The 24,859-nt window shown below is 64.7% G+C and carries 26 protein-coding genes; 8 read left to right on the top strand and 18 right to left on the bottom strand.

From position 1 onward, the window contains the following. Nucleotides 1-144: 144 nt before the first annotated feature. Nucleotides 145-525 carry a response regulator gene (locus DB459_RS12430; RefSeq protein ID WP_253713163.1) on the top strand — a complete coding sequence of 127 codons (381 nt, stop codon included), beginning with the start codon at nt 145-147 and terminating at the stop codon, nt 523-525. Between the two features lie 104 nt (nt 526-629). Here the strand turns inward: DB459_RS12430 and DB459_RS12425 are convergent, their stop codons facing one another. From DB459_RS12425 to argH, 4 genes are all read right to left on the bottom strand, one after another. Continuing rightward, nucleotides 630-3,242, bottom strand: a complete 2,613-nt coding sequence (locus DB459_RS12425) for a TIGR02302 family protein (protein ID WP_253713162.1) — start codon at nt 3,240-3,242, stop codon at nt 630-632. Nucleotides 3,243-3,367: 125 nt separating this feature from the next. After that, nucleotides 3,368-4,636, bottom strand: coding sequence for a diaminopimelate decarboxylase (gene lysA / locus DB459_RS12420; protein ID WP_253713161.1), 1,269 nt, complete (start codon nt 4,634-4,636; stop codon nt 3,368-3,370). Nucleotides 4,637-4,713: 77 nt separating this feature from the next. Beyond that, nucleotides 4,714-4,980, bottom strand: a complete 267-nt coding sequence (locus tag DB459_RS12415) for a lipoprotein (protein ID WP_253713160.1) — start codon at nt 4,978-4,980, stop codon at nt 4,714-4,716. A gap of 163 nt (nt 4,981-5,143) precedes the next feature. After that, nucleotides 5,144-6,541 (bottom strand): argininosuccinate lyase, encoded by a 1,398-nt coding sequence (gene argH / locus DB459_RS12410; RefSeq protein ID WP_253713159.1) that lies wholly within the window; start codon nt 6,539-6,541, stop codon nt 5,144-5,146. A 158-nt stretch (nt 6,542-6,699) separates the two neighbouring features. Here argH and DB459_RS12405 point away from each other — a divergent pair, with 158 nt between their 5' ends. The 6 genes from DB459_RS12405 (at nt 6,700) to DB459_RS12380 (ending at nt 9,848) form a co-directional block, all read left to right on the top strand. Continuing rightward, nucleotides 6,700-7,416: a TlpA family protein disulfide reductase gene (locus DB459_RS12405; protein WP_371926936.1), complete on the top strand. Its 717-nt coding sequence runs from the start codon at nt 6,700-6,702 to the stop codon at nt 7,414-7,416. 86 nt (nt 7,417-7,502) lie between these two features. Continuing rightward, complete coding sequence (locus DB459_RS12400; RefSeq protein ID WP_253713158.1) at nt 7,503-7,952, top strand: helix-turn-helix transcriptional regulator; 450 nt, start codon at nt 7,503-7,505, stop codon at nt 7,950-7,952. Continuing rightward, nucleotides 7,835-8,311 (top strand): SRPBCC domain-containing protein, encoded by a 477-nt coding sequence (locus DB459_RS12395; RefSeq protein WP_253713157.1) that lies wholly within the window; start codon nt 7,835-7,837, stop codon nt 8,309-8,311. The genes DB459_RS12400 and DB459_RS12395 overlap by 118 nt, the downstream gene beginning before the upstream one ends. Nucleotides 8,312-8,343: 32 nt before the next feature. Then, nucleotides 8,344-9,090, top strand: a complete 747-nt coding sequence (locus DB459_RS12390; protein ID WP_253713156.1) for a thioredoxin family protein — start codon at nt 8,344-8,346, stop codon at nt 9,088-9,090. Between the two features lie 112 nt (nt 9,091-9,202). Next, the gene (locus DB459_RS12385) at nt 9,203-9,577 is read left to right on the top strand and encodes a VOC family protein (protein ID WP_253713155.1); all 375 of its coding nucleotides are present in this window, start codon (nt 9,203-9,205) and stop codon (nt 9,575-9,577) included. A 40-nt stretch (nt 9,578-9,617) separates the two neighbouring features. Beyond that, nucleotides 9,618-9,848, top strand: coding sequence for a DUF1428 family protein (locus tag DB459_RS12380; RefSeq protein ID WP_253713154.1), 231 nt, complete (start codon nt 9,618-9,620; stop codon nt 9,846-9,848). 27 nt (nt 9,849-9,875) lie between these two features. Here the strand turns inward: DB459_RS12380 and DB459_RS12375 are convergent, their stop codons facing one another. From DB459_RS12375 to DB459_RS12350, 6 genes are all read right to left on the bottom strand, one after another. Further along, nucleotides 9,876-10,073 carry a hypothetical protein gene (locus DB459_RS12375; RefSeq protein ID WP_253713153.1) on the bottom strand — a complete coding sequence of 66 codons (198 nt, stop codon included), beginning with the start codon at nt 10,071-10,073 and terminating at the stop codon, nt 9,876-9,878. A gap of 143 nt (nt 10,074-10,216) precedes the next feature. Then, a complete protein-coding gene (locus DB459_RS12370; RefSeq protein WP_253713152.1) occupies nt 10,217-11,098 on the bottom strand; it encodes a 3-hydroxybutyryl-CoA dehydrogenase in 882 nt (293 codons plus the stop codon). A 692-nt stretch (nt 11,099-11,790) separates the two neighbouring features. After that, complete coding sequence (locus DB459_RS12365) at nt 11,791-12,735, bottom strand: electron transfer flavoprotein subunit alpha/FixB family protein (protein WP_253713151.1); 945 nt, start codon at nt 12,733-12,735, stop codon at nt 11,791-11,793. Continuing rightward, nucleotides 12,735-13,484, bottom strand: coding sequence for an electron transfer flavoprotein subunit beta/FixA family protein (locus DB459_RS12360; protein ID WP_253713150.1), 750 nt, complete (start codon nt 13,482-13,484; stop codon nt 12,735-12,737). The genes DB459_RS12365 and DB459_RS12360 overlap by 1 nt, the downstream gene beginning before the upstream one ends. A gap of 302 nt (nt 13,485-13,786) precedes the next feature. Continuing rightward, entirely contained in the window at nt 13,787-14,359 is a 573-nt protein-coding gene (locus DB459_RS12355; protein ID WP_253713540.1) for a cob(I)yrinic acid a,c-diamide adenosyltransferase, read from the bottom strand. 91 nt (nt 14,360-14,450) lie between these two features. After that, on the bottom strand, nt 14,451-14,648 hold the full coding sequence (locus DB459_RS12350) for a twin transmembrane helix small protein (protein WP_253713149.1): 198 nt from the start codon (nt 14,646-14,648) through the stop codon (nt 14,451-14,453). Nucleotides 14,649-14,979: 331 nt separating this feature from the next. On the opposite strand from DB459_RS12350, the gene DB459_RS12345 reads away from it, so the two are divergent. After that, nucleotides 14,980-15,867: a YihY/virulence factor BrkB family protein gene (locus tag DB459_RS12345; protein ID WP_253713148.1), complete on the top strand. Its 888-nt coding sequence runs from the start codon at nt 14,980-14,982 to the stop codon at nt 15,865-15,867. On the opposite strand, the gene DB459_RS12340 is transcribed toward DB459_RS12345, so the two are convergent. The 8 genes from DB459_RS12340 to mmoZ form a co-directional block, all read right to left on the bottom strand. Further along, nucleotides 15,800-17,020: an ATP-binding protein gene (locus DB459_RS12340; RefSeq protein ID WP_253713147.1), complete on the bottom strand. Its 1,221-nt coding sequence runs from the start codon at nt 17,018-17,020 to the stop codon at nt 15,800-15,802. The two genes, DB459_RS12345 and DB459_RS12340, sit on opposite strands and share 68 nt — an antisense overlap. Before the next feature lie 103 nt (nt 17,021-17,123). Beyond that, nucleotides 17,124-18,020, bottom strand: coding sequence for a tRNA glutamyl-Q(34) synthetase GluQRS (gene gluQRS, locus DB459_RS12335; RefSeq protein ID WP_253713146.1), 897 nt, complete (start codon nt 18,018-18,020; stop codon nt 17,124-17,126). A 187-nt stretch (nt 18,021-18,207) separates the two neighbouring features. Continuing rightward, on the bottom strand, nt 18,208-19,890 hold the full coding sequence (locus DB459_RS12330) for a molecular chaperone GroEL (protein WP_253713145.1): 1,683 nt from the start codon (nt 19,888-19,890) through the stop codon (nt 18,208-18,210). Nucleotides 19,891-20,150: 260 nt separating this feature from the next. Then, nucleotides 20,151-20,495: a hypothetical protein gene (locus DB459_RS12325; protein WP_253713144.1), complete on the bottom strand. Its 345-nt coding sequence runs from the start codon at nt 20,493-20,495 to the stop codon at nt 20,151-20,153. Between the two features lie 34 nt (nt 20,496-20,529). Next, nucleotides 20,530-22,623 carry a sigma-54-dependent Fis family transcriptional regulator gene (locus tag DB459_RS12320; protein WP_253713143.1) on the bottom strand — a complete coding sequence of 698 codons (2,094 nt, stop codon included), beginning with the start codon at nt 22,621-22,623 and terminating at the stop codon, nt 20,530-20,532. A 36-nt stretch (nt 22,624-22,659) separates the two neighbouring features. Continuing rightward, complete coding sequence (gene mmoC, locus DB459_RS12315; RefSeq protein ID WP_253713142.1) at nt 22,660-23,712, bottom strand: aromatic/alkene monooxygenase hydroxylase FAD-binding subunit MmoC; 1,053 nt, start codon at nt 23,710-23,712, stop codon at nt 22,660-22,662. 227 nt (nt 23,713-23,939) lie between these two features. Next, entirely contained in the window at nt 23,940-24,248 is a 309-nt protein-coding gene (gene mmoD / locus DB459_RS12310; protein WP_253713141.1) for a soluble methane monooxygenase-binding protein MmoD, read from the bottom strand. A gap of 79 nt (nt 24,249-24,327) precedes the next feature. After that, nucleotides 24,328-24,840, bottom strand: coding sequence for an aromatic/alkene monooxygenase hydroxylase subunit gamma (gene mmoZ, locus DB459_RS12305; protein ID WP_253713140.1), 513 nt, complete (start codon nt 24,838-24,840; stop codon nt 24,328-24,330). Between the last annotated feature and the right edge of the window lie 19 nt (nt 24,841-24,859).

The following is a 24,859-nucleotide window of genomic DNA, read 5'->3' as shown; positions in this document are numbered from 1 at the left end:
GCGGGGTCGCGCCGGCTCGGCCGTTCGAGGATGAGCGAGGCGGCAATTCGCCCCTATGCCCAACTGCCCGCAGCCGTCCACATTCAGGCGATATATATCTCGCCGCTGCACGATGTCGTGCCTTCATCTCTGGATCGTGACGCCATGGCAAGGGTTCTGATCGCCGACGACGAAGAATCAATGCGCGCATTGGTGGCGCGCGCGATCGCCATGGACGGTCATATGGTCGCGACCGCAGAAGATGGCGCCGAGGCGCTGGAGATCATCAGCCGCGAGGACGGCGCATTCGATCTGCTGCTCACCGACATCAAGATGCCGATCATGGACGGTATCGCGCTTGCCCTGACCGTGGCGCGCGACTATCCCGACGTCACCATCCTGCTGATGACCGGCTTTGCCGACCAGCGCGAGCGCGCAACCGGCCTCGACGCCATCGTCTTCGACGTCGTCACCAAGCCGTTCTCAGTCGCCGAGATCCGCGCCGCAGCGGCGCGCGCCCTGGCCTCGCGCAAGAGCGGAGCTTAGGGGACCATCAAGCCGTCGAGGTCTTCTTCGTCGGCGCGCAACCGAGATGTCGAAACCCGGCAGTGCTCGACAGGACGAAGGAAGCTGCGACGCCGGCGCTCGCCTCAGTAATCCTTGAGCAGTCGCTCGATATAGTCGAGTTCGGTCTGCGAGCGTTGCGGATCGGCGAGACGGCGACGCAGTTCCTCGAGAATCCGGCGCACCCTCTGCACGTCGATTTCGCCGGGAATCTTCACCGTGTAATCGTCGGCGTGGTCACGACCGCGCAGCGGCCGGCCGAGCGGATCGGCATCCGGACCGCCGCCCTGCTGGCGACCGAGCTGGGTACCCTGACCTTCACCCTGGCCCTCGCCCTGCTGCTGCATGCTCTGGGCGAGCTGCTGGGCGCCCTTGCGCAGCGCTTCCAGCGCCCGCCCCTGCGAATCCACCGCGCCATCGGCATTGCCTTCGCCAAGGCGACCGTCGGCATCGCCCATGGCGCTGTCGGCATCCTCGAGACCACCGGATTGATCCCCCTGGCCCTGTTTGCCCTGGCCCTGCTGGGCCTGCTCGTCCTGATTGCCCTTGTTGCCCCGCTGGCCCGGACCCATCCCCTGCTTGTCGAGCTGGTCGAGCAGCTTCTTGAGGCGGTCACGGAGCCCCTGCTGACCGCGGCGCAGATCGTTCATCGCGTTCTGGTCGGCGCCCTGGCCGCGCATGCGATCGCGTCGTGAATCCTGGCCCTGCTTGAAGGTGCGGTCGCGCAGCTGCTGCTGCTTGCGGATGACGTCGCCGAGCTCGTTCAGCGACTGTTCCATGTCGCCGTCGCCGGATTGACCGGGCTGCGCCATCTGCAGGTTCTCCAGCATCTGCTGCATCTGATCGAGCAGCTGCCGGGCGGCATCCTTGTCGCCGGAGCGCGACAGCCGCTCCATGCGATCGATCATGTTGTTGAGATCCTGCTGGCGCATCACCCGCGTGTTGCGATCGAGCGGCCGGGCGAGCTGCTGCGGATTGTTGCGAAGCTGCTCGGCGAGCTGACGCATGTAGTTGTCGAGCGCCGCCCGCAACTGGTCGGTGAGCTTCTTGATCTCCTCGTCGCTGGCGCCGCGTTCCAGCGCCTGCTTGAGCGCATCCTGAGCGGCGCGCAGCGCCTTCTCGACGTCGCTGATATTGCCGTCCTCGATTGAAACCGCCAGCGCCCACAGGCTCGCCACCACCTCGCGCAGATCGTCGTCAGTGCGGGCGCGATTGAGCTCGGCAGACACGTCGCGCAGTCCGAGATACTGGCCGAATTCCGGGGTGAAGAGTTCCGGCGCCAGCATCATCGCGTCGAGCGCCATGGCGACCTTGGCGCGCTGACCGGCGTCGAGCGCCAGAAGCCGCCGCAATTCGATTAGCGCCCGCGGCAGCGGCTTGGCGAAGACCCGCTCGGGCAGCCGCATGACGAAAGGCTCGCTCTTGCCTTCGTTGCCGGCCTCATCGCGCGCGGTGAGGGTCAACGCCAACTCGGCGCCGGCATAAGGATGTTCGCTCAGATCCTTGACGGTCTGGCCGACGCCGCTGCGGGTGCGGGCATTCGGCAGCACCAGCGGAAACTGCGGCGAATCGAACAGCGGCCGCGGCGCAGCCTTGCCCTGGATGCCGTCGGCCTTTTCGGCCGGCGCACCGTTGGGGGCGGCTTGGGGAGCAACCTGGGGAGCGAAATGAGCCTGCGCTTCGGTGACGCCGTAGTCGTCGTCGATCTTGTAGGCAAGCAACAGCGCGCCGTGCGCCTGCCGCTCGGGGTCTTTGGCAAGGGCAATGGTCGGCGGCCGGTCGGGCTGGGTCTTGAAGGTCCAGACCGGCTTCGCCGCCGGGGCGCGCACCTGGGCGGTGCCATCGGCGGCAATGGTGAAGCGATGCTCGACCGCGCCCTTCGGCGCCTCGGCGGCGGCCGGCGCAACGCTTAGCCCGCCGGCGGTGGCAACGTCCAGCGTATGGCCCGAACTGCGCACCACGAGGGTCGAGCCGGCGGGCACGCTCATCACCGATGGCACCGGCTGGGCCGCGGTGTCACCGGTCGTCGCGGCCGTCAGGATCACCGGCGGGCGCCCCGTGTAGGACGGCGGCGACACCCAGGCATCGATGCGGATCTCGGCGCCGGTCAGCATCCCGTTCCAGTCGAAGGCGGCGGCTATGCGGGCCAGCCGCTCGCCGCCGGCGGCGACGAAGGTCGCGGCGACGAGAACCAGCGCCAGCGCCCGCAGTGCCTTGGGATCGTGCAGCACCAGTCGCGGCGAGGGCAGGCCGGCGCGGACGCGGCGGAGCGAAGCCAGCGTGCGCTCCCGTTGCACCTCCCACAAGGCGCGCGAGATCGGATCGTCGCTGTGCAGGGTATCGGTCAGCGCGGTGGCCGGCCGGTGGCGTTGGCCGGAGCCGCGATCAAGTCGGCGAAGCGCATCCTCGCGGGTCGGCCAGCGCAGCCGCGCCACCGGCACCAGGGTCGCCGCCAGCACCAGGGCGAAGACCACCACACCGACAATGCGCCCCGGAACCGGCAGGCTGAGCCACAATCCGGACCATGATGCCGCCAGAAACAGACCGGCGACGGTCAGGAGACGCGCGAGGTTCGGCCACAGCCGCTCCCAGGCAATGACCCAGCGCGCCCGCCGGAGAGCGTGCGCGAGGCGCAGGCGGGTCAGTTCGGACGGGTTGGACGGCGTGGGGCTCAAACCGGGCTCCTCAAGACAGTCCATGACAGTCTAACACGGCGGCCGCAATGAGGCACCGGCACGGCCACGTGATCGTGCGAGCTCGCCGGGTCGATTCACGCGAGCCAGTTCAGGCCCGCCAACCCGGTCCACCCAAGCCGATCCGGCAGTCAGTCGAGCCAGGGCGCCGGCCGGTCGAGGGCGATAATATCGGCGACGTCGAAATGAGGCCGCACCACAGCCGCCTCGCTGCCGCGCACCAGCACCTCGGCAACCAGCGGCCGGGTGTTGTAGGTGCCCGCCTGGACCGCGCCATAGGCGCCGGCGGTCATGATGGCAAGCAGATCGCCGCGTTTCGGCTCGGGCATCTCGCGGTCAAGCGCCTGGTAATCGCCGGTTTCGCAGACCGGCCCGACCACGTCGGCGACGACGCGGGGCGCCCCGGCGGCCGGTTCGTGCACGGGGACGATGTCGTGGTGGGCCTCATAGAGCGTCGGCCGGATCAGGTCGTTCATGCCGGCATCGATGACGACGAAGGATTTGGCCTCGCCGCGCTTGAGATAAAGCACGCGGGTGACGAGGATGCCGGCATTGCCGACGATCAGACGGCCGGGCTCGAACAGGAGCTTGACCCCGAGATCGCGCACCGCGTCCTTGGCGATCTCGGCATAGGCGTCGGGCAGCGGCGGCGCCGGACGGTCGGAATGATAGGGAATGCCGAGACCGCCGCCGAAATCGACGTGATCGATGGCGTGACCGTCGGCGCGCAGGGTCCTGACGAAATCGGCCAGCAGCGCGAAGGCGTCGGCCATCGGCCGCAGGTCGGTGATCTGGCTGCCGATATGCATGTCGACGCCGGTGACGCAAAGTCCCGGCAATTGCGCGGCCCTGGCATACACCTCACGTGCCCGACTGAGGGGGATGCCGAACTTGTTCTCGGCCTTGCCGGTCGAGATCTTGGCGTGGGTCCCGGCATCGATGTCCGGATTGACCCGCACCGAAATCCGCGCGATGCGGCCCGAGGCGGTGGCGAGTTCCGAGAGCAGTTCCAGTTCCGGCTCAGATTCGACATTGAGGCACAGAATGTCGGCGTCGAGCGCCGCAGTGAGTTCGGCCGCGGTCTTGCCGACGCCGGAGAACACGATCTTGGACGCCGGAATGCCCGCTTCAAGCGCGCGGCGCAATTCGCCGCCGGACACCACGTCGGCGCCCGCGCCGAGTTTCGCCAGGGTGCGCAGCACCGATTGGTTGGAATTGGCCTTCATCGCGTAGCAGATCAGCGCATCGACCTCGGCGAAAGCCTCGGCGAAAACGGCGTAATGGCGCTCCAGCGTCGCGGTGGAATAGCAATAGAACGGCGTGCCGACGCGCGCGGCAAGCGCGGCCAGATCGACCCCCTCGGCGTGCAGCACGCCGTCGCGATAGTCGAAGTGATGCATGGTGCTTAAGTCCGTTAGCTCGCCGCCAATCCGCGCGGCCGCCTTGTCGATGTCGTCGTCAATGGACGATCAAACGATCAGTCCAGGATGGGATCGAGAATGATGCGTTTGGGCGGCAGTTTCGGCGCATAGCGGCTGCGGTCCGACGGATTGCCGGCATTGGACAGGTCCTGCTGGGCCGCTGCGGCATCGCGCGCCACCGGATCATTCTCTTCGACGCCCGCCGGCGCCGCCGAGGCGCTCGGCGGCAGATCGAGACCGCTCTTGCGCCCGCAGGCGCCGAGCAACAGGGCAAGGCCCACCAGAAGACCGGCTACCGCCGCTTTCGAAACCACTCCAGACATCGACTTCACGTGTCCACTTCCTTCGACGGCGGCACCCTACAGAGATCGCCCGGCTTTGGCGAGAAGCGGCCGTGCCACAGCGCCGCGAAATCCGACCAGGAACCCTGCACTGCTCTAAATCATTTCGGCCATTAAGGAAATCAGCCGGCACCGGTGCGGCGGATCAGTCCTCCGCCGCCTCCTTGTCGAGACGTTTCAGCCAACTCTTGGCCTGGGCGAGGACATTCTTCGGGGCGGTGCCGCCAAAACTGGTGCGGCTGCGCACCGAGGAGTCCACCGTAAGCACCCGCAACGCCTCATCGGTGATGCGCGGCTCGACCGCCTGCAAGGCGGGCAGGGTCATCTCGTGCAGCGCCAGGCCGTCGGCGGCGGCCTTGGCGACGATCCGCCCGGTGACGTGATGGGCCTCCCGGAACGGCATCTTCAAGGCACGCACCAGCCAGTCCGCGAGATCAGTGGCGGTGGCATAGCCTTCCCCGGCGGCGGCGCGCATCCGCGCCTCGTCGGGGACGAGGTCCCGCACCATGCCGGTCATCGCACGGATCGCCAGCGACAGCGCCGCGAAGGCTTCCATCGCGCCCTGTTTGTCTTCCTGCATGTCCTTCTGATAGGCGAGCGGCAATCCCTTCATCACGATCAGAAGCGCGTTGAGCGCACCGATCACCCGTCCGGTCTTGGCGCGCACCAGCTCGGCAGCGTCGGGATTGCGCTTCTGCGGCATGATCGAGGAGCCGGTGGTGAATTTGTCCGACAGCCGCACCAGGCCGACCAGCGGCGAGGTCCAGATCACGATCTCCTCGGCGAAGCGCGACAGATGCACCGCCGCGATCGCCGCCGCCGACAGTACCTCCAGCACGAAATCGCGATCGGACACCGCGTCGAGCGAATTGGCCATCGGCCGCTCGAAGCCGAGCGCCTTGGCGGTCGCGACGCGGTCGATCGGAAACGAAGTGCCGGCGAGCGCCGCGGCGCCGAGCGGACTTTCATTGAGGCGCTTGCGGGCATCGCGGAAACGGCCGCGATCGCGGGCCGCCATCTCCACATAGGCGAGCAGGTGGTGACCGAAGGTCACCGGCTGAGCGGTCTGCAGATGGGTAAAGCCCGGCATCACGGTGTCGGCATGATCGAGCGCGCGCTCGACCAGGGCGCGCTGGAACGCCGCCAGCCCGGCATCGACCTCATCGACCACGTCGCGCACATAGAGGCGGAAATCGGTCGCCACCTGATCGTTGCGCGAACGCGCGGTGTGCAGCCGCCCGGCGGCGGGCCCGATCAACTCGGCGAGCCGGCTCTCGACATTCATGTGAATGTCTTCCAAGGCCCGCTTGAAGGTAAAATCCCCCTTGCGGATCTCTGACAAAATCGTGTCTAGACCCTTGGCGATGTTTTTTGCATCACTCGCGGTGATAATGCCTTGGGCGGCCAGCATGGCGGCATGGGCCTTCGATGCGGCGATATCCTGCGCATAGAGGTGCCGGTCGACGTCGATGGAGACGTTGATCTCCTCCATGATCGCATCCGGGCTCTCGGCGAACCGGCCGCCCCACATCTTGTTGCTCATGACTGCTCGCTTATGACCTAGCCTGTATGATCCGGCCTGTATGATCTGACCCAAATGCTTCCGACCGATGCTCCCCGGACGGCATGGCCGAAAGGGGCGGGCTCGGCATTAGCAGAACGACTTCCGTCGAGACGAAATCCTTCAAGAACACGGACGCGATGACCGACCCGTTGCACCAGACCCCGTTGCACCAGACCGAACCGCCCGCGGCGGGTGACACCGACCGGCCCCGTAAAGGGCCGCGCCGGCGGCCTCCGCTGATGCTCGGCGCCGTCGTCGCGCTCGCCGCGGTCGCGGTGGCCGGGGTATACGGGATCGGCGCCCTGATGCGCAAGGAAGCGGGCGACCCGGCCTGCCGGCCGGCGGTCGATCTCGCCCGCCGGATCGCGCCGCTCGCCCACGGCGAGGTAGCGGCCCTGACCATGGCGGCGTCGCCCCTGAGGCTGCCCGACCTCGCCTTCGACGACGCCGACGGGCGCACGAAGAAACTGTCGGACTGGCATGGCCGGACCGTGCTGGTGAATCTCTGGGCCACCTGGTGCGTGCCCTGCCGCAAGGAGATGCCGGCGCTGGATGCCTTGCAGGCCAAGCTCGGCGGCGACAAATTCCAGGTCGTCGCCATCAACATCGATACCCGCGACCCGGACAAGCCGAAGGCCTTCCTGCGCGACGGCGCGCTGACCCGGCTCGGTTATTTTCATGACGCCAGCGCCCGCGTTTTCCAGGAACTCAAGAGCGTCGGCCGCGCGCTCGGCATGCCGACATCGGTGTTGGTCGACGGCGCCGGCTGCGAAATCGCCACCATCGCCGGCCCGGCCGAATGGGCCAGCGACGATGCGATCAAGCTGATCGAGGCTTCGCTTCCGCCGCGCTGACGGCACGGCCTTCGCTTCGGTTCCGTCCAAGGTTGCATTTCCTGAACAGGCTTGACGGGTGCTCGCGCGCCGCTATACTTAACCAAATGGTTTACAATCGCGCCGAGCCGCTGGACCGCACCTTCGCCGCCCTCGCCGACCCCAGCCGGCGCGCCCTCCTGGCGCGGCTCGAGGCCAATGACGGCCTGTCGGTCAGCGAACTGGCGAAGCCGCTGCCGATGTCGTTGCCCGCGGTGATGAAGCATCTCGATGTGCTGGCGGATGCCGGCCTCGTCACCCGCCGCAAACAGGGGCGCACGGTGACCTGTCACCTCAACGCCGAACCGATGCGCGAGGCGCTCGGCTGGCTCGAACGCTACGCAAGGTTCTGGCGTGAACAACTCGATCGGCTCGCGACATTTCTGGAAGAGGAGACGTCATGCCCACCACCCAAAGCGCCGCCGCCAACGCCGTCAACCCCTCCCTTACCCTCAAGCGTCGTCTCAATGCCACGCCCTCGCAGGTCTTCCAGGCCTGGGCCGACCCGCAAAAACTGATCCGCTGGTTCGGCCCCAGCCAGACCATTGCGGATTCGGTCAAGGCCGAAATGGATGTGCGCCCCGGCGGACGCTACCGCATCGGCTTTTCCACCGACGACGGCGACTATCACGAGGTCGCCGGAGTCTACCGCGAGGTCGTCACCAACGAGCGGCTGAGCTTCAGCTGGGCCTGGCACTCGACGCCGGAGCGCGAGTCGCTCGTCACCGTGACGCTGTGCGCCGACGGCGACGGCACCTGGCTGACGCTGCACCACGAGCAGTTCTTCGACGAGGCGGCCCGCGACGGCCACAACCGCGGCTGGACCGGCACGCTGGACAAGCTCGAGCGCTTTTTCGACACGGCCAAAACCGCCTGACAACAAGACAAGCCAAGCAGAAGGAGGACGCGATGTTTCCCCATGCTATCGCTACGCGAGAGGAATGGCTCACCGCACGCAAGGCGCTGCTCGCCAGGGAGAAGGCGCTGACGCGGAGCAGCGACGCGCTCGCCGAGGAACGGCGGGCCCTCCCCTGGGTACGAATCGAAAAGGACTATCGTTTCGAGGGACCGGACGGCACGGTCGGCCTCGCCGACCTGTTCGGTGACCGCAGCCAGCTCATCGTCAACCACTTCATGTTCGGCCCCGGCTGGGGCGAGGGCTGCGTCGGCTGCTCCTTCAGCGCCGACCACGTCGATGCGACGCTGGTGCATCTCGCCCAGAAGGATGTCGCCTTCGTGAGCGTGTCGCGGGCGCCCTATCGCGAGCTCGCCGCCTACAAGGCCCGCATGGGCTGGCATTTTCCCTGGATGTCGTCCTACGGCAGCGACTTCAACTACGACTTCGGCGTGTCCTTCACCGCGGAGGATCGCGCCGCCGGCAAAGCGGTCTACAACTACCAGCCGCTCGAGATGGATATCGAGGACCTGCAGGGCCACAGCGTGTTCGCGCGCGGCGACAGCGGCGAGATCTTCCATACCTATTCGAGCTACGGCCGCGGCGGTGAAGTCCTGCTCGCCACCTACGCCCTGCTCGACCTGACGCCGAAGGGCCGCGACGAGAACGGGCCCTATCACAACCTGATGGACTGGGTGAAACGCCACGACGAATATGGCCGTGCCGCCTCGTCCTGCTGCCACGCCGCGGCGGCGCGCTGACGCGCGCCGCACGGGTCGCCCGCGCCATGTTCCAGATGGTCAAGCTCGACATCGCCGCCCTGCAGCGGGCCTACGACGCGGCGTGAAAGACAACGAGCAGAGGAGCACCGCCATGACGGCCCACGGCCATTTCCACTGGAACGAACTGACGACGCGGGATGCGGAGCGCGCCAAGCGCTTTTATCAGGACACCATCGGCTGGAGCTTCGAGGGCATGCCGATGGCCGACGGCGGCACGTATTGGGTGGCCTCGATCGGCGGCACGCCGGTCGCCGGCCTGTTTTCGACCGACCGACCTGGTTCCGAGGCCATCCCCGAGGGATGGCTGCCCTATCTCGCCGTCGATGACGTCGATGCGCGGGTGAAGAAGGCGGTTGCCGCCGGCGCCCGGCTGATGCGACCGATCTTCGACGTGCCCAATGTCGGCCGCATCGCCTTGCTCACCGAACCCGGCGGCGCCGGCATCGGCTGGATGACGCCGGCCTGATTTCTCCACGCGACTGACAACGGAACAGGGAGGCTCGCTTATGTCTGTCGATGGCTTCGTCGTTCCCGTCCCGAAGACGAATCTCGCCGCCGATCGCCAGCTGGCGCGCAGAGCCGGCGAGGTCTGGCGGGAACATGGCGCCATCGACGACCGCATCAATGCCGAAGTGATGACGGACCCGCGCCTCGCCGACCTGATGAAGACCGATGCGCTGCCCTTCGACGGCCGGCGCATGATCTTCGGCGGCTTCAAGACGATGCTGACGGCGTGAGATTGCCGTGACGATGCGACGACGTGCTTACGCGGCGATGTCGATGCGGCCGCCGACGCCGCCGGGAAGATTGGCCTGGGACGCCGCGCCGGAGGCGATGCCGAGAAGGCTCTGCACCGTCTGGGCCTCGGCCTTGGCGTTCGAACTCATCAGCTGCATGGCGATATTCGTCTGCAGATTGGCGCTCTGCATGGCGAGGGCGCTGGCGACGAGGCTCATGTCCATGGGCAAACGGCTTTCTCAACACACAACACGCACGGGTTGAACGACGCCCGCGCCGCAAAGCTAAAGCCGGAAGGTTAAGAAATCCTGCTGCCGATACCGCACCGGCCGCGATCGTCGCCGCAACTCACACACGAAGTTCGGAATTAGCGGGTCGGGACCGGCTTTTCGCCGCGGTAGTCGTAGAAGCCGCGCTGCGTCTTGCGTCCCAGCCAGCCGGCCTCGACATACTTCACCAGCAGCGGGCACGGCCGGTATTTGGAGTCGGCGAGCCCCTCGTGCAGCACCTGCATGATCGACAGACAGGTGTCGAGGCCGATGAAATCGGCGAGTTCCAGCGGGCCCATCGGGTGATGGGCGCCGAGCTTCATGGCGGCGTCGATCGCCTCGACATTGCCGACGCCCTCGTAGAGCGTATAGATCGCCTCGTTGATCATCGGCAGCAGGATGCGGTTGACGATGAAGGCCGGGAAGTCCTCGGACACCGCGACCTGCTTGCCGAGCTTGGCGACGAAGGCCTTGGCGGCGTCGAAGGTGACGTCGTCGGTGGCGATGCCGCGGATCAGCTCGACCAGCTCCATCAATGGAACCGGATTCATGAAATGGATGCCGATGAAGCGCTCCGGCCGGTCGGTGGAGGCGGCGAGGCGCGTGATCGAGATCGACGAAGTATTGGAGGCGACGATCGCTTCGGGTTTGAGCACGGCGCACAGATCGTGAAAGATCTTGCGCTTGACGTCTTCCTTCTCGACGGCGGTCTCGATCACCAGGTCGCAATCGGCCAGGTCGTCGAGGCGTTCGCTGGCCGAGATCCGCTCCAGCGCCTTCTTCTTGACGTCCTCGCTGATGATCTTCTTGGCCACCTGGCGCAACAGATTGCCGTTGATGGTGGCGAGAGCCGACTTCACCCGTTCGGAGGAGACGTCGTTCAGGATCACGTCGAAGCCGGCCAGCGCCGCCACATGAGCGATGCCGTTGCCCATCTGACCCGAGCCGATCACGCCGACTTTCTTAATCGCTACAGCCATTTCGCCTTCTCATCGGACCCTAGTGCCCGCTTTCCGAAGCTCGTACACCGGTACCGCATCTTCTCCAACGAACTTCGGAAAGCAAAGGGCACCAGCAAATTTATGATTCCAGTGTGGCGTCTCGCAACTGCCTACCGCCTTCGCGGCAACCCTCTCGTAGGCAATTGCGAGACATAAGCCACACTAGCACTTTGATTTTGCTAGTGTCCCTATGTCTCCGAATGACCGTGCGAGTGCGAGGCAAACGTAGCGGTAATTCGGAGACGGGACACTAGTGTGGTTTTGAATCTGACGCGCGTATGAAGAACTCGCTGCAAGGCTGAAACGAGCATCAGATCCACCGCACTAGTGTGGCGTCTCGCAATTGCCTACCGCCTTTGCGGCCAGTCTGTCGTAGGCAATTGCGAGACATAAGCCACACTAGCGCTTTGATTTTGCTAGTGTCCTGATGTCTCCGAATTACCGTGCGAGGGTGAGGCAAATGAAGCGGTAATTCGGAGACAGGACACTAGCGCCGCGCGCGGCGACGAACACCCATCCTATATCGAAATGCCCAGCCGCCACCAGCGGTACCGGGTCCAGCCGGCGGCGATCTTTCAAACGAAAGACCGCCGCCACGGATCGAAAGGCAGGTCCCGGTCGCCTGGAGCCGCGGATCCGATGCCGCCACAGGCGCACTCCGGGACACCTCGTCAGCGTCCGAGCTTGCCGATTTCCTCGGTCAGCTCGGGCACGATCACATAGAGATCCCCCACCAGGCCGTAATCGGCAACCTGGAAGATCGGCGCCTCCTCGTCCTTGTTGATGGCGACGATCACCTTGGAGTCCTTCATGCCGGCAAGGTGCTGGATCGCCCCCGAGATGCCGATGGCGATGTAGAGCTCCGGCGCCACCACCTTGCCGGTCTGGCCGACCTGCCAGTCATTGGGCGCGTAGCCGGCGTCCACCGCGGCGCGCGAGGCACCGACGCCGGCGCCGAGCTTATCGGCCAGCGGCTCGATGTACTTGGCGAAATTCTCCCGGCTCTGCATCGCGCGGCCGCCGGAAACGATGATCTTCGCCGAGGTCAGTTCCGGACGGTCGTTCTTGGCGACCTCCTCGCCGAGGAAGCTCGACAGGCCGGGATCGGCCGCCGCAGCGACGCTCTCGACCGCGGCGCTGCCGCCGGCACCGGCGGCGGCGAAGGTCGAGGTCCGCACCGTGATCACCTTCTTGGCGTCCTTGCTCTTCACCGTCTGGATGGCGTTGCCGGCATAGATCGGCCGTTCGAACGTGTCTGGCGCGATCACCTTGGTGATCTCCGAGACCTGCATGACGTCGAGCAGCGCGGCGACGCGCGGCATCACGTTCTTGGCCCGCGAGGTGGCGGGCGCGACGAAGGCATCATAGGCGGGCGCCAACGAGACGATCAGCGCGGCCAGCGGCTCGGCGAGATCATGGCCATAGGCCGGGCCTTCGGCCAGCAGCACCTTGGCGACGCCGCCGAGCTTGGCAGCGGCTTCGGCGGCGCTCCTGGCATTGTCGCCGGCGACCAGAACGTGAACCTCGGCACCGAGCGCGGCAGCCGCGGTGAGGGCCTTGGCGGTCGCGTCCTTCAGGGAAGCGTTGTCGTGTTCGGCAATCAGCAGCGTCGTCATCACAGGACCCCGGCTTCGTTCTTCAGCTTCGCCACGAGTTCGGCCACCGAGCCAACCTTGACGCCGGCCTTGCGGCCCGCTGGCTCCGCCGTCTTGAGCACTTCCAGCCGCGGCGAGAGATCGACGCCATACTGCTCGGCGGTCTTCTCGGCGATCGGCTTCTTCTTCGCCTTCATGATGTTGGGCAGGCTGGCATAGCGCGGCTCGTTGAGCCGCAGATCGGTGGTGACGATCGCCGGGCCCTTGATCTTGACGGTCTGCAGGCCGCCATCGACCTCGCGGGTCACCTTGAAATCGCTGCCCTCGACCTCGAGCTTGGAGGCGAAGGTCGCCTGCGACCAGCCGAGCAGCGCGGCCAGCATCTGGCCGGTCTGGTTGGAATCGTCGTCGATGGCCTGCTTGCCGAGAATGATCAGCCCCGGCTTTTCCTCGTCGGCGACCGCCTTGAGCAGCTTCGCCACGGCGAGCGGCTCGACGGCGCCTTCGGCCTTCACCAGGACGCCGCGGTCGGCGCCCATGGCAAGACCGGTGCGGATGGTCTCCGTGGCCTGGGCCGGGCCGATCGACACCACCACCACCTCGGTCGCCTTGCCGGCCTCCTTGAGGCGCAGGGCTTCCTCGACGGCGATCTCGTCGAACGGGTTCATCGACATCTTGACGTTGGCGAGTTCGACGCCCGAGCCGTCGCTCTTGACGCGGATCTTGACGTTGTAATCGACGACCCGCTTAACCGGCACCAAAACCTTCATCGGTCCCCTTTCACAGTGAGCTTGTCTCTCGAGGGCTCCAACCTTCGCTGCGCCGCGGCTGCGGCAAGGACCCGACCTGTCCGAGGACGATCGGCGGATCCGGCGATTGTTAGAACACTAACGAATATAAGAATCTAGTGCGACTTATCCCGTGCGCTCCTCGGCCGGCTGTGCGCGGATCAGTGACCGCGCCGGGCGCGTGCCGGCCGCTGCCGTCCCGACGGCGGCGGAACCTAATGGTCCCGCGATGGCGGGTCAACGCGCGAAAAACGGGACCGGTCCGTTTCACCGGCTTCGCCGGTTCAGCGATGCTTGCCCGGCTCCCACAGCACATCCCGCGCGCCGTCGTCGTTCGCCGCCCGGCTGGCGACGAACAGGAAGTCCGAAAGCCGATTCAGATACTTGATCGCGGGGCCACCGACCGGCTCATCGGGGCGGGACGCCAGTTCCACCACCAGGCGTTCCGCCCGGCGGCAAATTGTGCGGGCAAGGTGCAGGTGCGCCGCCGCCGCCGTGCCGCCGGGCAGCACGAAGGAGGTCAGCGGCCCCAGCGCCGCGTTGACCGTATCGATGTCATGTTCGAGCCGCTCGACCTGACTGGCAAGGAGGCGCAGCCGCTCGGCCTTGTCCTGGCGCTCGGGCACGGCGAGGTCGGCGCCGAGATCGAACAGGTCATTCTGGACCTTGCCAAGCATGGCATCGAGATCGGCGCGGGCGGCGAGATGCAGCCGCGCGATGCCGATCGCAGCATTGGTTTCGTCGACGGTGCCGTAGGCGGCAATCCGCAGGTCATATTTCGGCCGGCGCTCGCCGCTGCCGAGGGCGGTTGTGCCGTCGTCGCCTGTACGGGTGTAGATGCGGTTGAGCACGACCATGGCGTCAGCCTCCCTCTCGCGGGCGTCTTTCAGCGCGGCCTGGAGGTGAAGCTCCAATCGAGTTCCACCCCACCCTACCCTTCGCCGGTCTTCAGCGGTGGCCGAGCGCCCACACCGCCGACATGGCGATCACGATCGCCACGAATTGCAGCAGCACCCGCAGCCGCATCAGGCGCTGCGAGGTATTGGGCGAGCCGCCGCGCATCATGTTGGTGAGGCCGAGCAACAGCACCACGGCAACACTGGCAAGGGCGATGGGAAGCAGGAAACCGGACAGAAAGGTCGTCATCGGCGGTTCTTAACACCGCCCATGGTCATCGCCAACCGGCGAAATTCACCGGTCCTTCCAGGACGATCGCCGCGGGTGGCGCTGAAGATGACGGCCGCATGACCGGGCGACGTTCGGATCGGGACACGCGAAGACCTTGCCTTCTGGCGCCGATCCCTGAAATGCTGCGGCCAAGGCTAGTGCGGAGGATCTGACGCTCGTTTCAGCATTGCAGCGAGCTCTTCAGACGCGCGTCAGATCCAAAACCGCACTAGAATCACTAATATACTAGAGCGCTTTCCCGCGAACCGGTATCCACTTCGCGGGAAAACGCTCCAGGCCAGGGGACGACGTGAAGAGCCTGCGCTATGTTTATGACGTTGCCATCGAAGCGTTCTACACGTTTCTCGCCGACGACGGCTGGGCGATCGCGAGCCATATCGCGCTGTCGGCGCTGATGGCGCTGTTTCCATTCCTGATCGTGATCACGTCGATCGCAGGTTTCATCGGCTCGAAGAATCTCGCCGACCAGGCCGCCGAACTGATGCTGGAGACCTGGCCGAGCCAGGTCGCCAATGCGCTGTCCGGCGAAATCCACAGCGTTCTGACGACGACGCGGACCGACGCCTTTACCATCGGCCTCGTGCTCGCGCTGTATTTCGCTTCCAACGGCGTCGAGAGCCTGCGGGTCGGTCTCAACCGCGCCTATGGCATGATCGAAACGCGGCGATGGTACTGGCTGCGGCTGGAATCCATCGCCTACACGCTGCTGGCCGCCGTGGTATCGCTGGCGCTGTCCTTCCTCATCGTGCTCGGCCCGCTGATCATCGCCGCCGCGCGGCGGCATTTCCCGCATCTCTTGAACTCCAACGAGAACCTGCTCGAGTTCACCCGCTACGGTGTCGCCATCGGCGCCTTGGTCGTCGCGCTCCTGATCCTCCATGCCTGGCTGCCGGCCGGGCGCCGCAGCTTCATTCAGATCCTGCCCGGCATCGTCTTCACGATGGCAGGATCGGTGGTATCGGGCATGGTGTTCGGGCAGTACCTGACGCGCTTCGCCTACAACTACGTCACCACCTATGCCGGCCTCGCTTCGGTGGTGATTGCGCTGGTGTTTCTGTATTTCGTCGCCGCGATCTTCGTCTATGGCGGCGAACTCAACGCCGCCATCATCAAGTCCCGCCGGCCTGCGCCGTCTGCGCCAGCGCCGCAGCCAGCGCCCGGGGAGATGCCGGCTTGAGCAGGAAGGCGTCGGCGCCGGCACGGCGCGCCGCCGCCTCGTCCTCGCCGCGACCGGAGACGCCGATGATGGCGATCCGCCGTTTCGGCCCGCTCAAGGCGCGGATGCGGCGGATCACCTCGACGCCGCCGATGTCGGGCAGCACCATGTCCATCAGCACCGCGTCGAACTCGCCCGCCTTGATCCGGGCCAGCGCCGCCTCGCCGAGCCCGACGAATTCGACGCGATGGCCAAGCTCACCCAGGATGGCATTGAGCACCACGCGGCCAAACGGATTGTCCTCGACGCTGAGAATGCGTAACGCGCGTCCCGGCGAGATGGCCGTCGCGCCATCCCCGGCCTGAGCTTTGGGCGCCGGCTTGTCGGCAGGCGTCAGCAGCACCGTGAGGGTGAATGTGGTGCCGCCGCGCCGCCTTGTGACGGCGATGTCGCCGCCCATCGCCCGCGCCGCCTGCCGCACCGAAGACAGCCCGAGACCGGCGCCGCCGAAACGCGCCGTGATGGCGGCACTGGCCTGCGAGAACGGCCGGAACAGCCGCTTGATTTCGGCGAGGGTGAGGCCGATGCCGCTGTCGCTGACGGCGAAGGACACCGCACGGCGCCCGCCCGGACGCCGCGCCGCGCCGATCCGCAGCGCCACGCTGCCGTGCTCGGTGAACTTCACCGCATTGTCGATGAGGTTCTCCAGGGCGGCGCGCAGCCGCACCGGATCGCCGGTGACGAAGCCCGGCAGATTTGCGGAGACCTTGGTCTTGACATCCAGGCCCTTGGCGGCGGCGCGGCCGGCGAGCGATCCGGCCGCCGCGCGGACCAGGGCCTTGAGGTCGAAGAAATCCTGCCGCGGGGTCAACCGGCCGCCGCCGCCGCGGGCGGCGTCGACGAACAGCGTCGCCAGCGCGGAGAGATGATCGGCGCTGGCCTTGATGGTGTCGACCCACAGGCGCTCACGCTCGCCGAGATCGGAGGTCGCCAGGAGATCGCTGATGGCGCGAATGCCGGTGAGTGGCGTGCGCACCTCATGGGCGAAGATCGCCAGCGCCTGCGCCACGGCGTCGGGCGCGCGCGGCGTTGATACGTCCGCGGACCGCCGCCGCGCCCGAGCCGGCGTCGTCGCTGTCTTGCGGCGCGACGCCCGCGATGTCCTGGATACCATGCGATTCCCCTGCAACCGGCAGCTTGGCACGGCGGCGCAACCGCCACCACCCCACCATGGCGCATGATCCGGAACGGTGGAGGCCGGATCGGATCAGGCTCGATCAATAACCCGGAGCGCTCCAAGCAGCGTGAAGACCGAGCCTCTGCCTGATCTCGGCCGGCGTTACGCCTGCGGCGCGCAATTCGCGCAGGCCGGTGGACGCATTCGATTTCGACAGCTTGGCGCCGGCCGCGTCGCGGATCAGGTCATGATGGCGATAGCGCGGCGCGGGCAGGCCGAGCAGGGACTGCAACAGCCGGTGCAGGCTGGTCGCCCAGAACAGGTCGCGGCCGCGCACCACATCGGTGACCCCCTGCAGCGCGTCGTCGACCACCACTGCGATATGATAGCTCGACGGCGTGTCCTTGCGCGCCAGCACCACGTCGCCCCAGGCCTGCGGTGCCGCCGCGACGACGCCGGTCTCGCCGCCGGGGCCGCGGCCGGTCTCGTCCCAGGCCAGCGGCCCGGCGCGGGCGACCGCCGCGGCGCTGTCGAGCCGCAGCGCGTAGGGTACGCCGGCGGCGACGCGGCCCGCGCGCTCCTCTTCGGCAAGGTCGCGCGCCGACCCCGGATAGAGCGGCGCACCGTCGGGATCGCGCGGCCAGCGGCCGGCGGCGTCCCTCTCGGCCACCCGCCGAGCGATCTCGGCGCGACTGTCGAACGAAGGATAGACGAGACCGATGCGGCGCAGCCGCTCCACCGCCTCGCCATAGGCTGCCATATGCTCCGACTGCCGCCGCACCGGCTCCTCCCAGACGACGCCGAGCCATCCGAGGTCCTCGTAGATCGCCGCTTCGAAAGCCGGCCGGCAGCGCGCCGGGTCGATGTCCTCGATGCGCAGCAGCAGCCGCCCGCCGCTGCGCCGGGCGAGATCGAAATTGAGCAGGGCCGAATAGGCGTGGCCGAGATGCAGATAGCCGTTGGGACTCGGCGCGAAGCGGAAGACGGGCACAGACATGGCGCGACTATGCGCAAGCGGACCGCCTGCGACAACCATGAGTTCTCCACCCGAATTGCCCCGGCTTGCGGCAGCAAACTCGCCCGCAGTTTCCGCAGTTTGCGCGCGGCCGCGAAAAAACGGCTTTAGCTCGCGATTACAAGGGAGCCCCGCTCTTCAGCCGCGCGCATACGCGATGACAGATCAGTCAGCGACGCGGATCTTCTCTGGTCGCAGCGGCCCATTCGCCCGTATAGCCGAATGTCGGATCTTCCGGAGGCAGATTCGCCACAACGCACTCGGTTGTCATCAGCGCGCTGGCCGTGGTGGTCGCCCCCTGCAAGGCAAGGCACGTGACTTTCACCGGGTCGATGACACCGAGATCGAAGAGATTGCCGAATTGGCCGTTTCGCGCATCGATCCCCCACAATTCATCTTCCGCTGCAAGCGTCATGGAGACGATGGCATGGGCATCCTCTCCGGAGTTCTTGGCAATCTGCCTCAAGGGCTCACCCACGGCATCCGTGATGATCTCAATGCCATGTCGGACGGCGAGATCGGTGGAGGAAAGAGCTTTGAGCGCTTTGCGGCACCGCAACAGGCCGGCGCCGCCCCCTGGGAGCCCGCCTTCGGCAAGAGCCGCGGACACTGCGTTCCGGGCGTTCTCGACGCGTTGCAGGCGCTCCTTTATTTCGGCGTCGCTATGACCTCCGACTTCGATCGTCGCGGTGACATTCGACAGATTGACGATCCGTTCTTCGAGCTGTTCGAGTTCACGCGCATTGCCTGTCGGCGAACTCCTGCGCGAGTTTCCGCTGCGAAGCCCGCCGGCTTCGGCGCGCAACCCTTCAAGCCTTACAGCGATCTTGGCCGCATCGCCCCCGCCGCCGATCAGCGTCGTCGAATCCTCGCCGATTTGGACCGATTGCGCCCGTCCGAGATCTTCGAGCTTCACCTGGCCGAGACTATCGCCGTTGTCCTCCAACAAGGCGCGCCCGCCGAGCAGGCAAGCAAGGTCCGCCAGCGTTTCTTTCCGGTGATCTCCATAGGCCGGCGGTTTCACGGCGACGGCTTTGAGCACACACCGGATGTGATTGAGCAACAGTCCGGTCAAGGCCGCGTCCTCGACATTTTCGGCTATGATCAGGAGCGAGCCATCGGCCCTGCGTACCTGCTCAAGGATCGGGATCAACTCCTCGAAGTGCTTGATCACGCGATCATAAAGCAGCACATAGGAATTTGAGAGTTCGGCGAGCATGCGGTTTTTGTCGGTAACGAAATAGGGCGAAAGCCAGCCCTGTTCCCAACATGCGCCCTCCTGAAAGGCGACGGTATCGACGACACCATTGCCTGGCGTGATGTTGACGATGCCATCAGGACCGACTTTTGCGAAGCAGGACGCGAGGAGTTTGCCAATGCCAACATCGCCGTCGGAAGCGGTGGTGGCGATTTGCGCGATCGAATTCTCATCGGCGCAGTTTCGGGAGCGCCGGCGCAAATCGTCGAGGGCCGCCTGGGTCGCGAGCTCCATTCCCATTCGCAATCCATTGGGATCAAGCCCCGCCGTCATGGCCTGAAGCACTTTTCTGGCTATGTGGCGCGCCAGCACGATGGTGGTTGTCGTCCCGTCTCCACATTCCTTCGACACCGCCGAGGCCATCTGCGCGAACATGTTGATCCCCGCGCTTTCGAAATGATCATTCACCTCGATCGAGCGGGCAACCGTGACCCCGTCTTTGGTCACGATCGGCGGGAAGCCCGCCGTACGATGCTCGATCATGACGTTGCGGCCGCGGGGACCGAGCGTCACTTGAACGGCATCGGCCAAAAGATTGGCGCCGTCCAGCATTCTGCGGCGCGCATTGTCGCCGTAGCGGATGTCCTTTTTCATCGTTTCCTCCCGGGAGTCCCGGTTATGTTCTTTTTCAATTCTGCTTTTCAAGGCTTGTCGCTGAGCGCTATTCGCGCGCGGCTCAATTCCGTCGCATCCTTTGGTCTCGACGATACGCGTCTATCGTCATGCCGAACTCGCGTCCTAGTGTCCCGGTTCTAACGTTCGTATGAAGAGTTCGCTGCAATACTGATACGAGCGTCAGATCCACCGCACTAGGTGCTCTCATTTTGGCAAAGAAGATAAACGCGCAAGAACATTCAATCGCGCCCCCCCGGTTTCCGCGTCTTCTCTTTGGAAAGAAGCGACGCTGCTGGTTGCTGACTATGAATCATATGAGCACGGCCTGCGGCGGCCCGGCGCTCTCTCGAGCGCTCGAGACGTGACCATGTCCAGATCAGCTCTTTATCGCTCCAATCCATGAAGCGTTTGATATCTTCTTCGTCCGCGGGGGCGAATTCCTTTGCCCAAAGCCGCTCCAGTTCCTCGGCCCTTTCAGGGCCGACCAGCGCGCGTAGCCTGGCTTCCTTCTGTTCAAGCTCAAGCGTGGTGGCATCGGCACCGCGTGCCATCTCGGTGAGAAACTGCTGGATTTCGTCCACCATTCTTCTCTCCCTTGCCGGGACGCCGTCGGCGCTTCTATCTTCGCAGCCCGAGCCGCGCCATCTTGTGGTAGAGAGTGGCGCGCGTGATGCCGAGTTCGCGGGCTGACTGCGAAATATTGCCGGACGTCTTCGCAAGCGCCGAACGGATCGCATCAGCCTCCCAAGCGACGAGCGCCTTGACCTCGGGTATGGGCCGCGTCCGCGGCCATGCCGGATCGCTTCCGCCGTCTGCCTCGCATTGGACGGAATCATTCATTTCGCGGAGAAAATCCTCCGGCAGATCCGATAGCCGCGTCTGATCTCCAACGGTCATCGCCAAACATGAACGCAATACATTGAGCAATTCACGAATATTGCCCGGCCAGGGATGACGCTCGAAAATGTCCCAGACCTCGGCGCTGAGCCGTTTGACATGGTCGATGTTCTGGGCCTTGACTTCCCGCTCCCACAAATATCGGATCAGGCTCAGCTTGTCGGGCCGCTCTCGGAGAGGCGGCAACCAGAACTGCGCGCCGTTCAGCCGGTAATAGAGATCGCGTCGAAATGTGCCTTTTCTCACGCAATCGGCGAGATCACTATTCGTCGCGGCGATCACCTGAACATCGACGGTCACGGGCTTCGATCCGCCCACAGGCACGATCTCCGAACTATCCAGAGCGCACAAAAGCGCGGTCTGGAGATCGAGAGCCATGTCGCCGATTTCATCGAGGAATAAAACGCCGGTATGAGCCTCGACGAATTTGCCGGGTTTGCCACCGTTGCGAGCGCCGGTGAAGCTGCCGGTTACATAGCCAAAGAGCTCACTCGATATAAGTTCGCGTGGAATTGCGGCGCAGTTGACGAGGACCAGAGGCCGGCCTTTCCGCGCGCCATTCGCGTGAATCATACGGACCAAATGATCTTTGCCAACCCCCGACTCGCCGGTGATCAGAATCGGGATTTTCCGCTTTTGTAGATTGATCGCTTTCTGCGACGCGGCCTCGCCGACCGCATCATGCCATGGCTCCTGGGCTGCGCGCCTTCCCGCATGCCCGGACGCGTAATAATCCGCCCGCCGCCCCGACCCTTTTGTCGCCGCGAGTTCCCGAGCGGGCTGCACGGCTTCGCCAGCGCCGGGGTGCCGCACGATAAGCTCGATCCGCAGACGCCAACCAGAGAATATCTCCAGCTCGACAGGTTCACAGCGGCGCGCGCAGGCACGCAATTCGTCCACTGTCACGCCGAGAACCGTCTCTACGGGACGGAAGAGAATATCCGAATGGCGTTCACCACGCAGGAGATTGAGCCCGGCACGCGTGGCACCGACGATCCTTCCCGCTTCGTCAAGAGAGATAAGCCCGTCGAGCAGGCAGTTCTGCTCGTCCGAGCCGACACAGATCGTGTCCAAGCGCAGCCTGAGCATAAACGCTCCCGGCGCCTGACCTTCGAACAGATTGGTTTCGATGAGGTAGCCGGCAATTCTGACGAAGCCGAGAAGCGTCTGCGCAGAGGACCGCTGATCCGTGATCAAGCCGAGTACGGCAACCAGCGAGCCATCATGCGCGAACAGCGGATGTCCGACCGTCGCAAAAGGATGTAAAATAGAAGAGAAATGTTCCTTCCTTTCAAAGGCCACGGTTTCGCCCAGAACGGCAGCCGTCCCCAATCCGTTGTTCCCGATGATCCGCTCATTCCAGCTTTCGCCGAGCCGGACGAGGCGACGGCCCATTGGCCCGAGGCTCGACCCCGATTCCATCGCATGGATAAGCGTACCAGTTCCGTCAGCCAGGAGCAGGCTGACGCTCGTGCCTCGCAACACAGGCTGTAGATTGAAGGCCATCGTCGCCAACGCCGTGCGAACGTCCAGGTTCGTGGCGGGAGCGGTCCGCGCGCCGCTCGCGGCGTCGATGATCGGATGCGGCCATAACTGGCTGGCACGTGGTATGAGGCCATATTCCTCAATGCATCGATCCCAGGCCTCTACGACCTGGGGTCGAGCCCAATCAGTTCCTTCGGGCGGCTGATTGGTTTGCACCATCCAATCCCAGGCGACCCCGGGGCGGTCGACGCCGAATAGCCCAGCATCCAGTTCCGGCTTGTCCGCCTCCCGCTGTTGGAGTTTGTTCGGCATCTCGACCACGGAATTCATCGCTGAACAACCTCCGCTATAAAGCCAGACGTTATTCTATTCTGCGGCCGCCGCTTGCCCGCTTGCAAGAAACTTCTCGACGTAGAGTTGTTCCTTCGGCACACCGTTCGTTGCTGCAACTGCGAAAGCCGCATCGATCATCGGCGGCGGTCCACACAGGTAGATGTCCGGCTTCGCCTTCGCCTCTCGCAATTGCCGGGTCAATTCGTCCACGACGGTGCCGGCGCAGCCCTGCCAACCAGCCTCGGGTTTCATCACCGACACATAGACCTTCAGATTCGGCATTTCGGCCTCGAGCTGCCTTAGTTCGTCGAGATAGAATAATTCGTGCTGATGCGTCACGCCGAAGAACAACTTGGCTTCCTGCGGATGCTGCTCGCGATTCATGTAGCGGATCATCGACAGGACAGGCGCGAGACCAGTGCCGCCTGCAACGAAGTATCGGGCCCGCAGTCCGTTCTCCCTTATGTTGAAGCTGCCGAAGGGACCGCGAAGCTTCATCACGAGGCCAGGCTCGGCGTCGCTCGACAGAAATTCCGAAAACCGGCCGCCAGGCAAAATCCGGATGAGAAAATCAAGGCGCGGATCGTCATCAATCGTCGCCATCGAATAGCACCGGCTCGCCTCCGTGCCAGGAATCCCTATGTCCAGATATTGTCCGGGAACGAACGGGATCGGTACCGTTTCTCCATTGCCGGGGTCTTTCGGCGCGATCTGCAGTTTCGCGACATTCGACGCGATTTTTTCGATGGCAACGATTTCGCCCCGCCAGTCCGTGTTGACCTTCTGGAACGAAATGCGTTCGAACGTATAGGGCACTTTGACGACGAGATCGCTCCGCGGAAAGGTCTGGCAGAGCAGAACGACACTTGCTTCTTCTTCGTCGGGAGGCAGGGCCTGTACGCTGCATCGCCCCAATTCATAGTCGCCTTCGAGACATTCCGCCTTGCATGTGGCGCAACCGCCTTCATGACAGGACGAAAGGAGAATCACATCGCCTTTCACTCCGGCGGAGATGACGTTGTCGTTCGGCGGGCACTCAAACGTGACCTCGAAATCGTCTTCGGTAATAACGGACACTTTATACATTTTGGCCTCTTCACAGGTTTAAAGAAGTTTAATCGACAGATTTCGTTCGTGCCGGTGTCCAATTCACGCTGTTTTCGCCGCGTGTTGCAGGACGTCATCGATCGATGACGATGGCACGCAACTGGAGTCCGCCCATGCGTAACCGCATGTGCCATTTACGATGGGTTGATTTTATCTGGTGGCGGCGCGATGCGCCGCGATCCATAGAGCCGGCGGTGGCCGCGGCTCTATTCGCGGTTTATCGACCCGATCCGCTGCCGAAGGTCCCGCCGCCGAAAAAACGACATCACGTGGCCGACGGCTTCTCGAGACGAGCCTTCGCTCAACGAACAGCCCTCCTGAACGAACTGGCCATCTCTGTGAATTTCCCACCGCCAGACACATTCAAGATCCTGAACGAAGGCACGATATTGGCCGTCGTCGAAGATCTCGACCGGAGCACTTGCCGCGTCCTTGAAGCCTGCGACCACCGCGGAACCTGCGCTCCGCTGGAAGGCGTTCGCCGATGCCGGGTCATCGGGAGCCTCTTCGACCATTACCCGTTTCATAGAACCCCCTTTGGGCCTGCTCCGGGCGCCCGGCAAGACCGCGGGCGCCCGAACACTCAGGCCGCTGTTACGCTGCGTTGCCGAGCTTCAACACCTTGACGCCGCGCTTCTTGCGCAGCTCCTCGAGGGAATCCGCGTAATAATCGCTATTACGCAGTTCCATGAGGCGGCTGCCGAGATACGCATCGACTTTAAAAAACACGTTCACGGGAAGCACCGGCGGCTTATAAAGCTGCCGGAAGGTGATCAGGATTTTCTCCGCGGCGAACTTGTCCTTCTCCGCATCCATTTTGGCGATCCAGGAATCGGCGACCTTTTGCGCAACCTCTCCCGTGGTCGCCTTGGAAAGCAGGTCGGCCGCAGAAGACGTCGACGTCTTGAGCACGGCAAGCCGCTCCTCGATCTTCGCCTCGATGAAGAGATAGTCGACGTTGAGCGCATAGCTGGTACGAAACGGCGACGTATATTTCTTCCGGAAGTCCTGTATGAACGCGGTGGCGTCCTTCACGGACTTCAGTTCGCCGATCTTTTCCTGCCACTCCGAGCGGATGGGATTGTCATGGATTTTGTAGTCGGGCATTTTCGTCTCCTCCCTTTCA

The organism is Bradyrhizobium sp. WD16 (genome assembly GCF_024181725.1).
Lineage (GTDB): Bacteria > Pseudomonadota > Alphaproteobacteria > Rhizobiales > Xanthobacteraceae > Bradyrhizobium_A.
The sequence above is the reverse complement of the archived record's forward strand: the minus strand, read 5'-3'. Positions and strand labels throughout refer to the sequence as shown.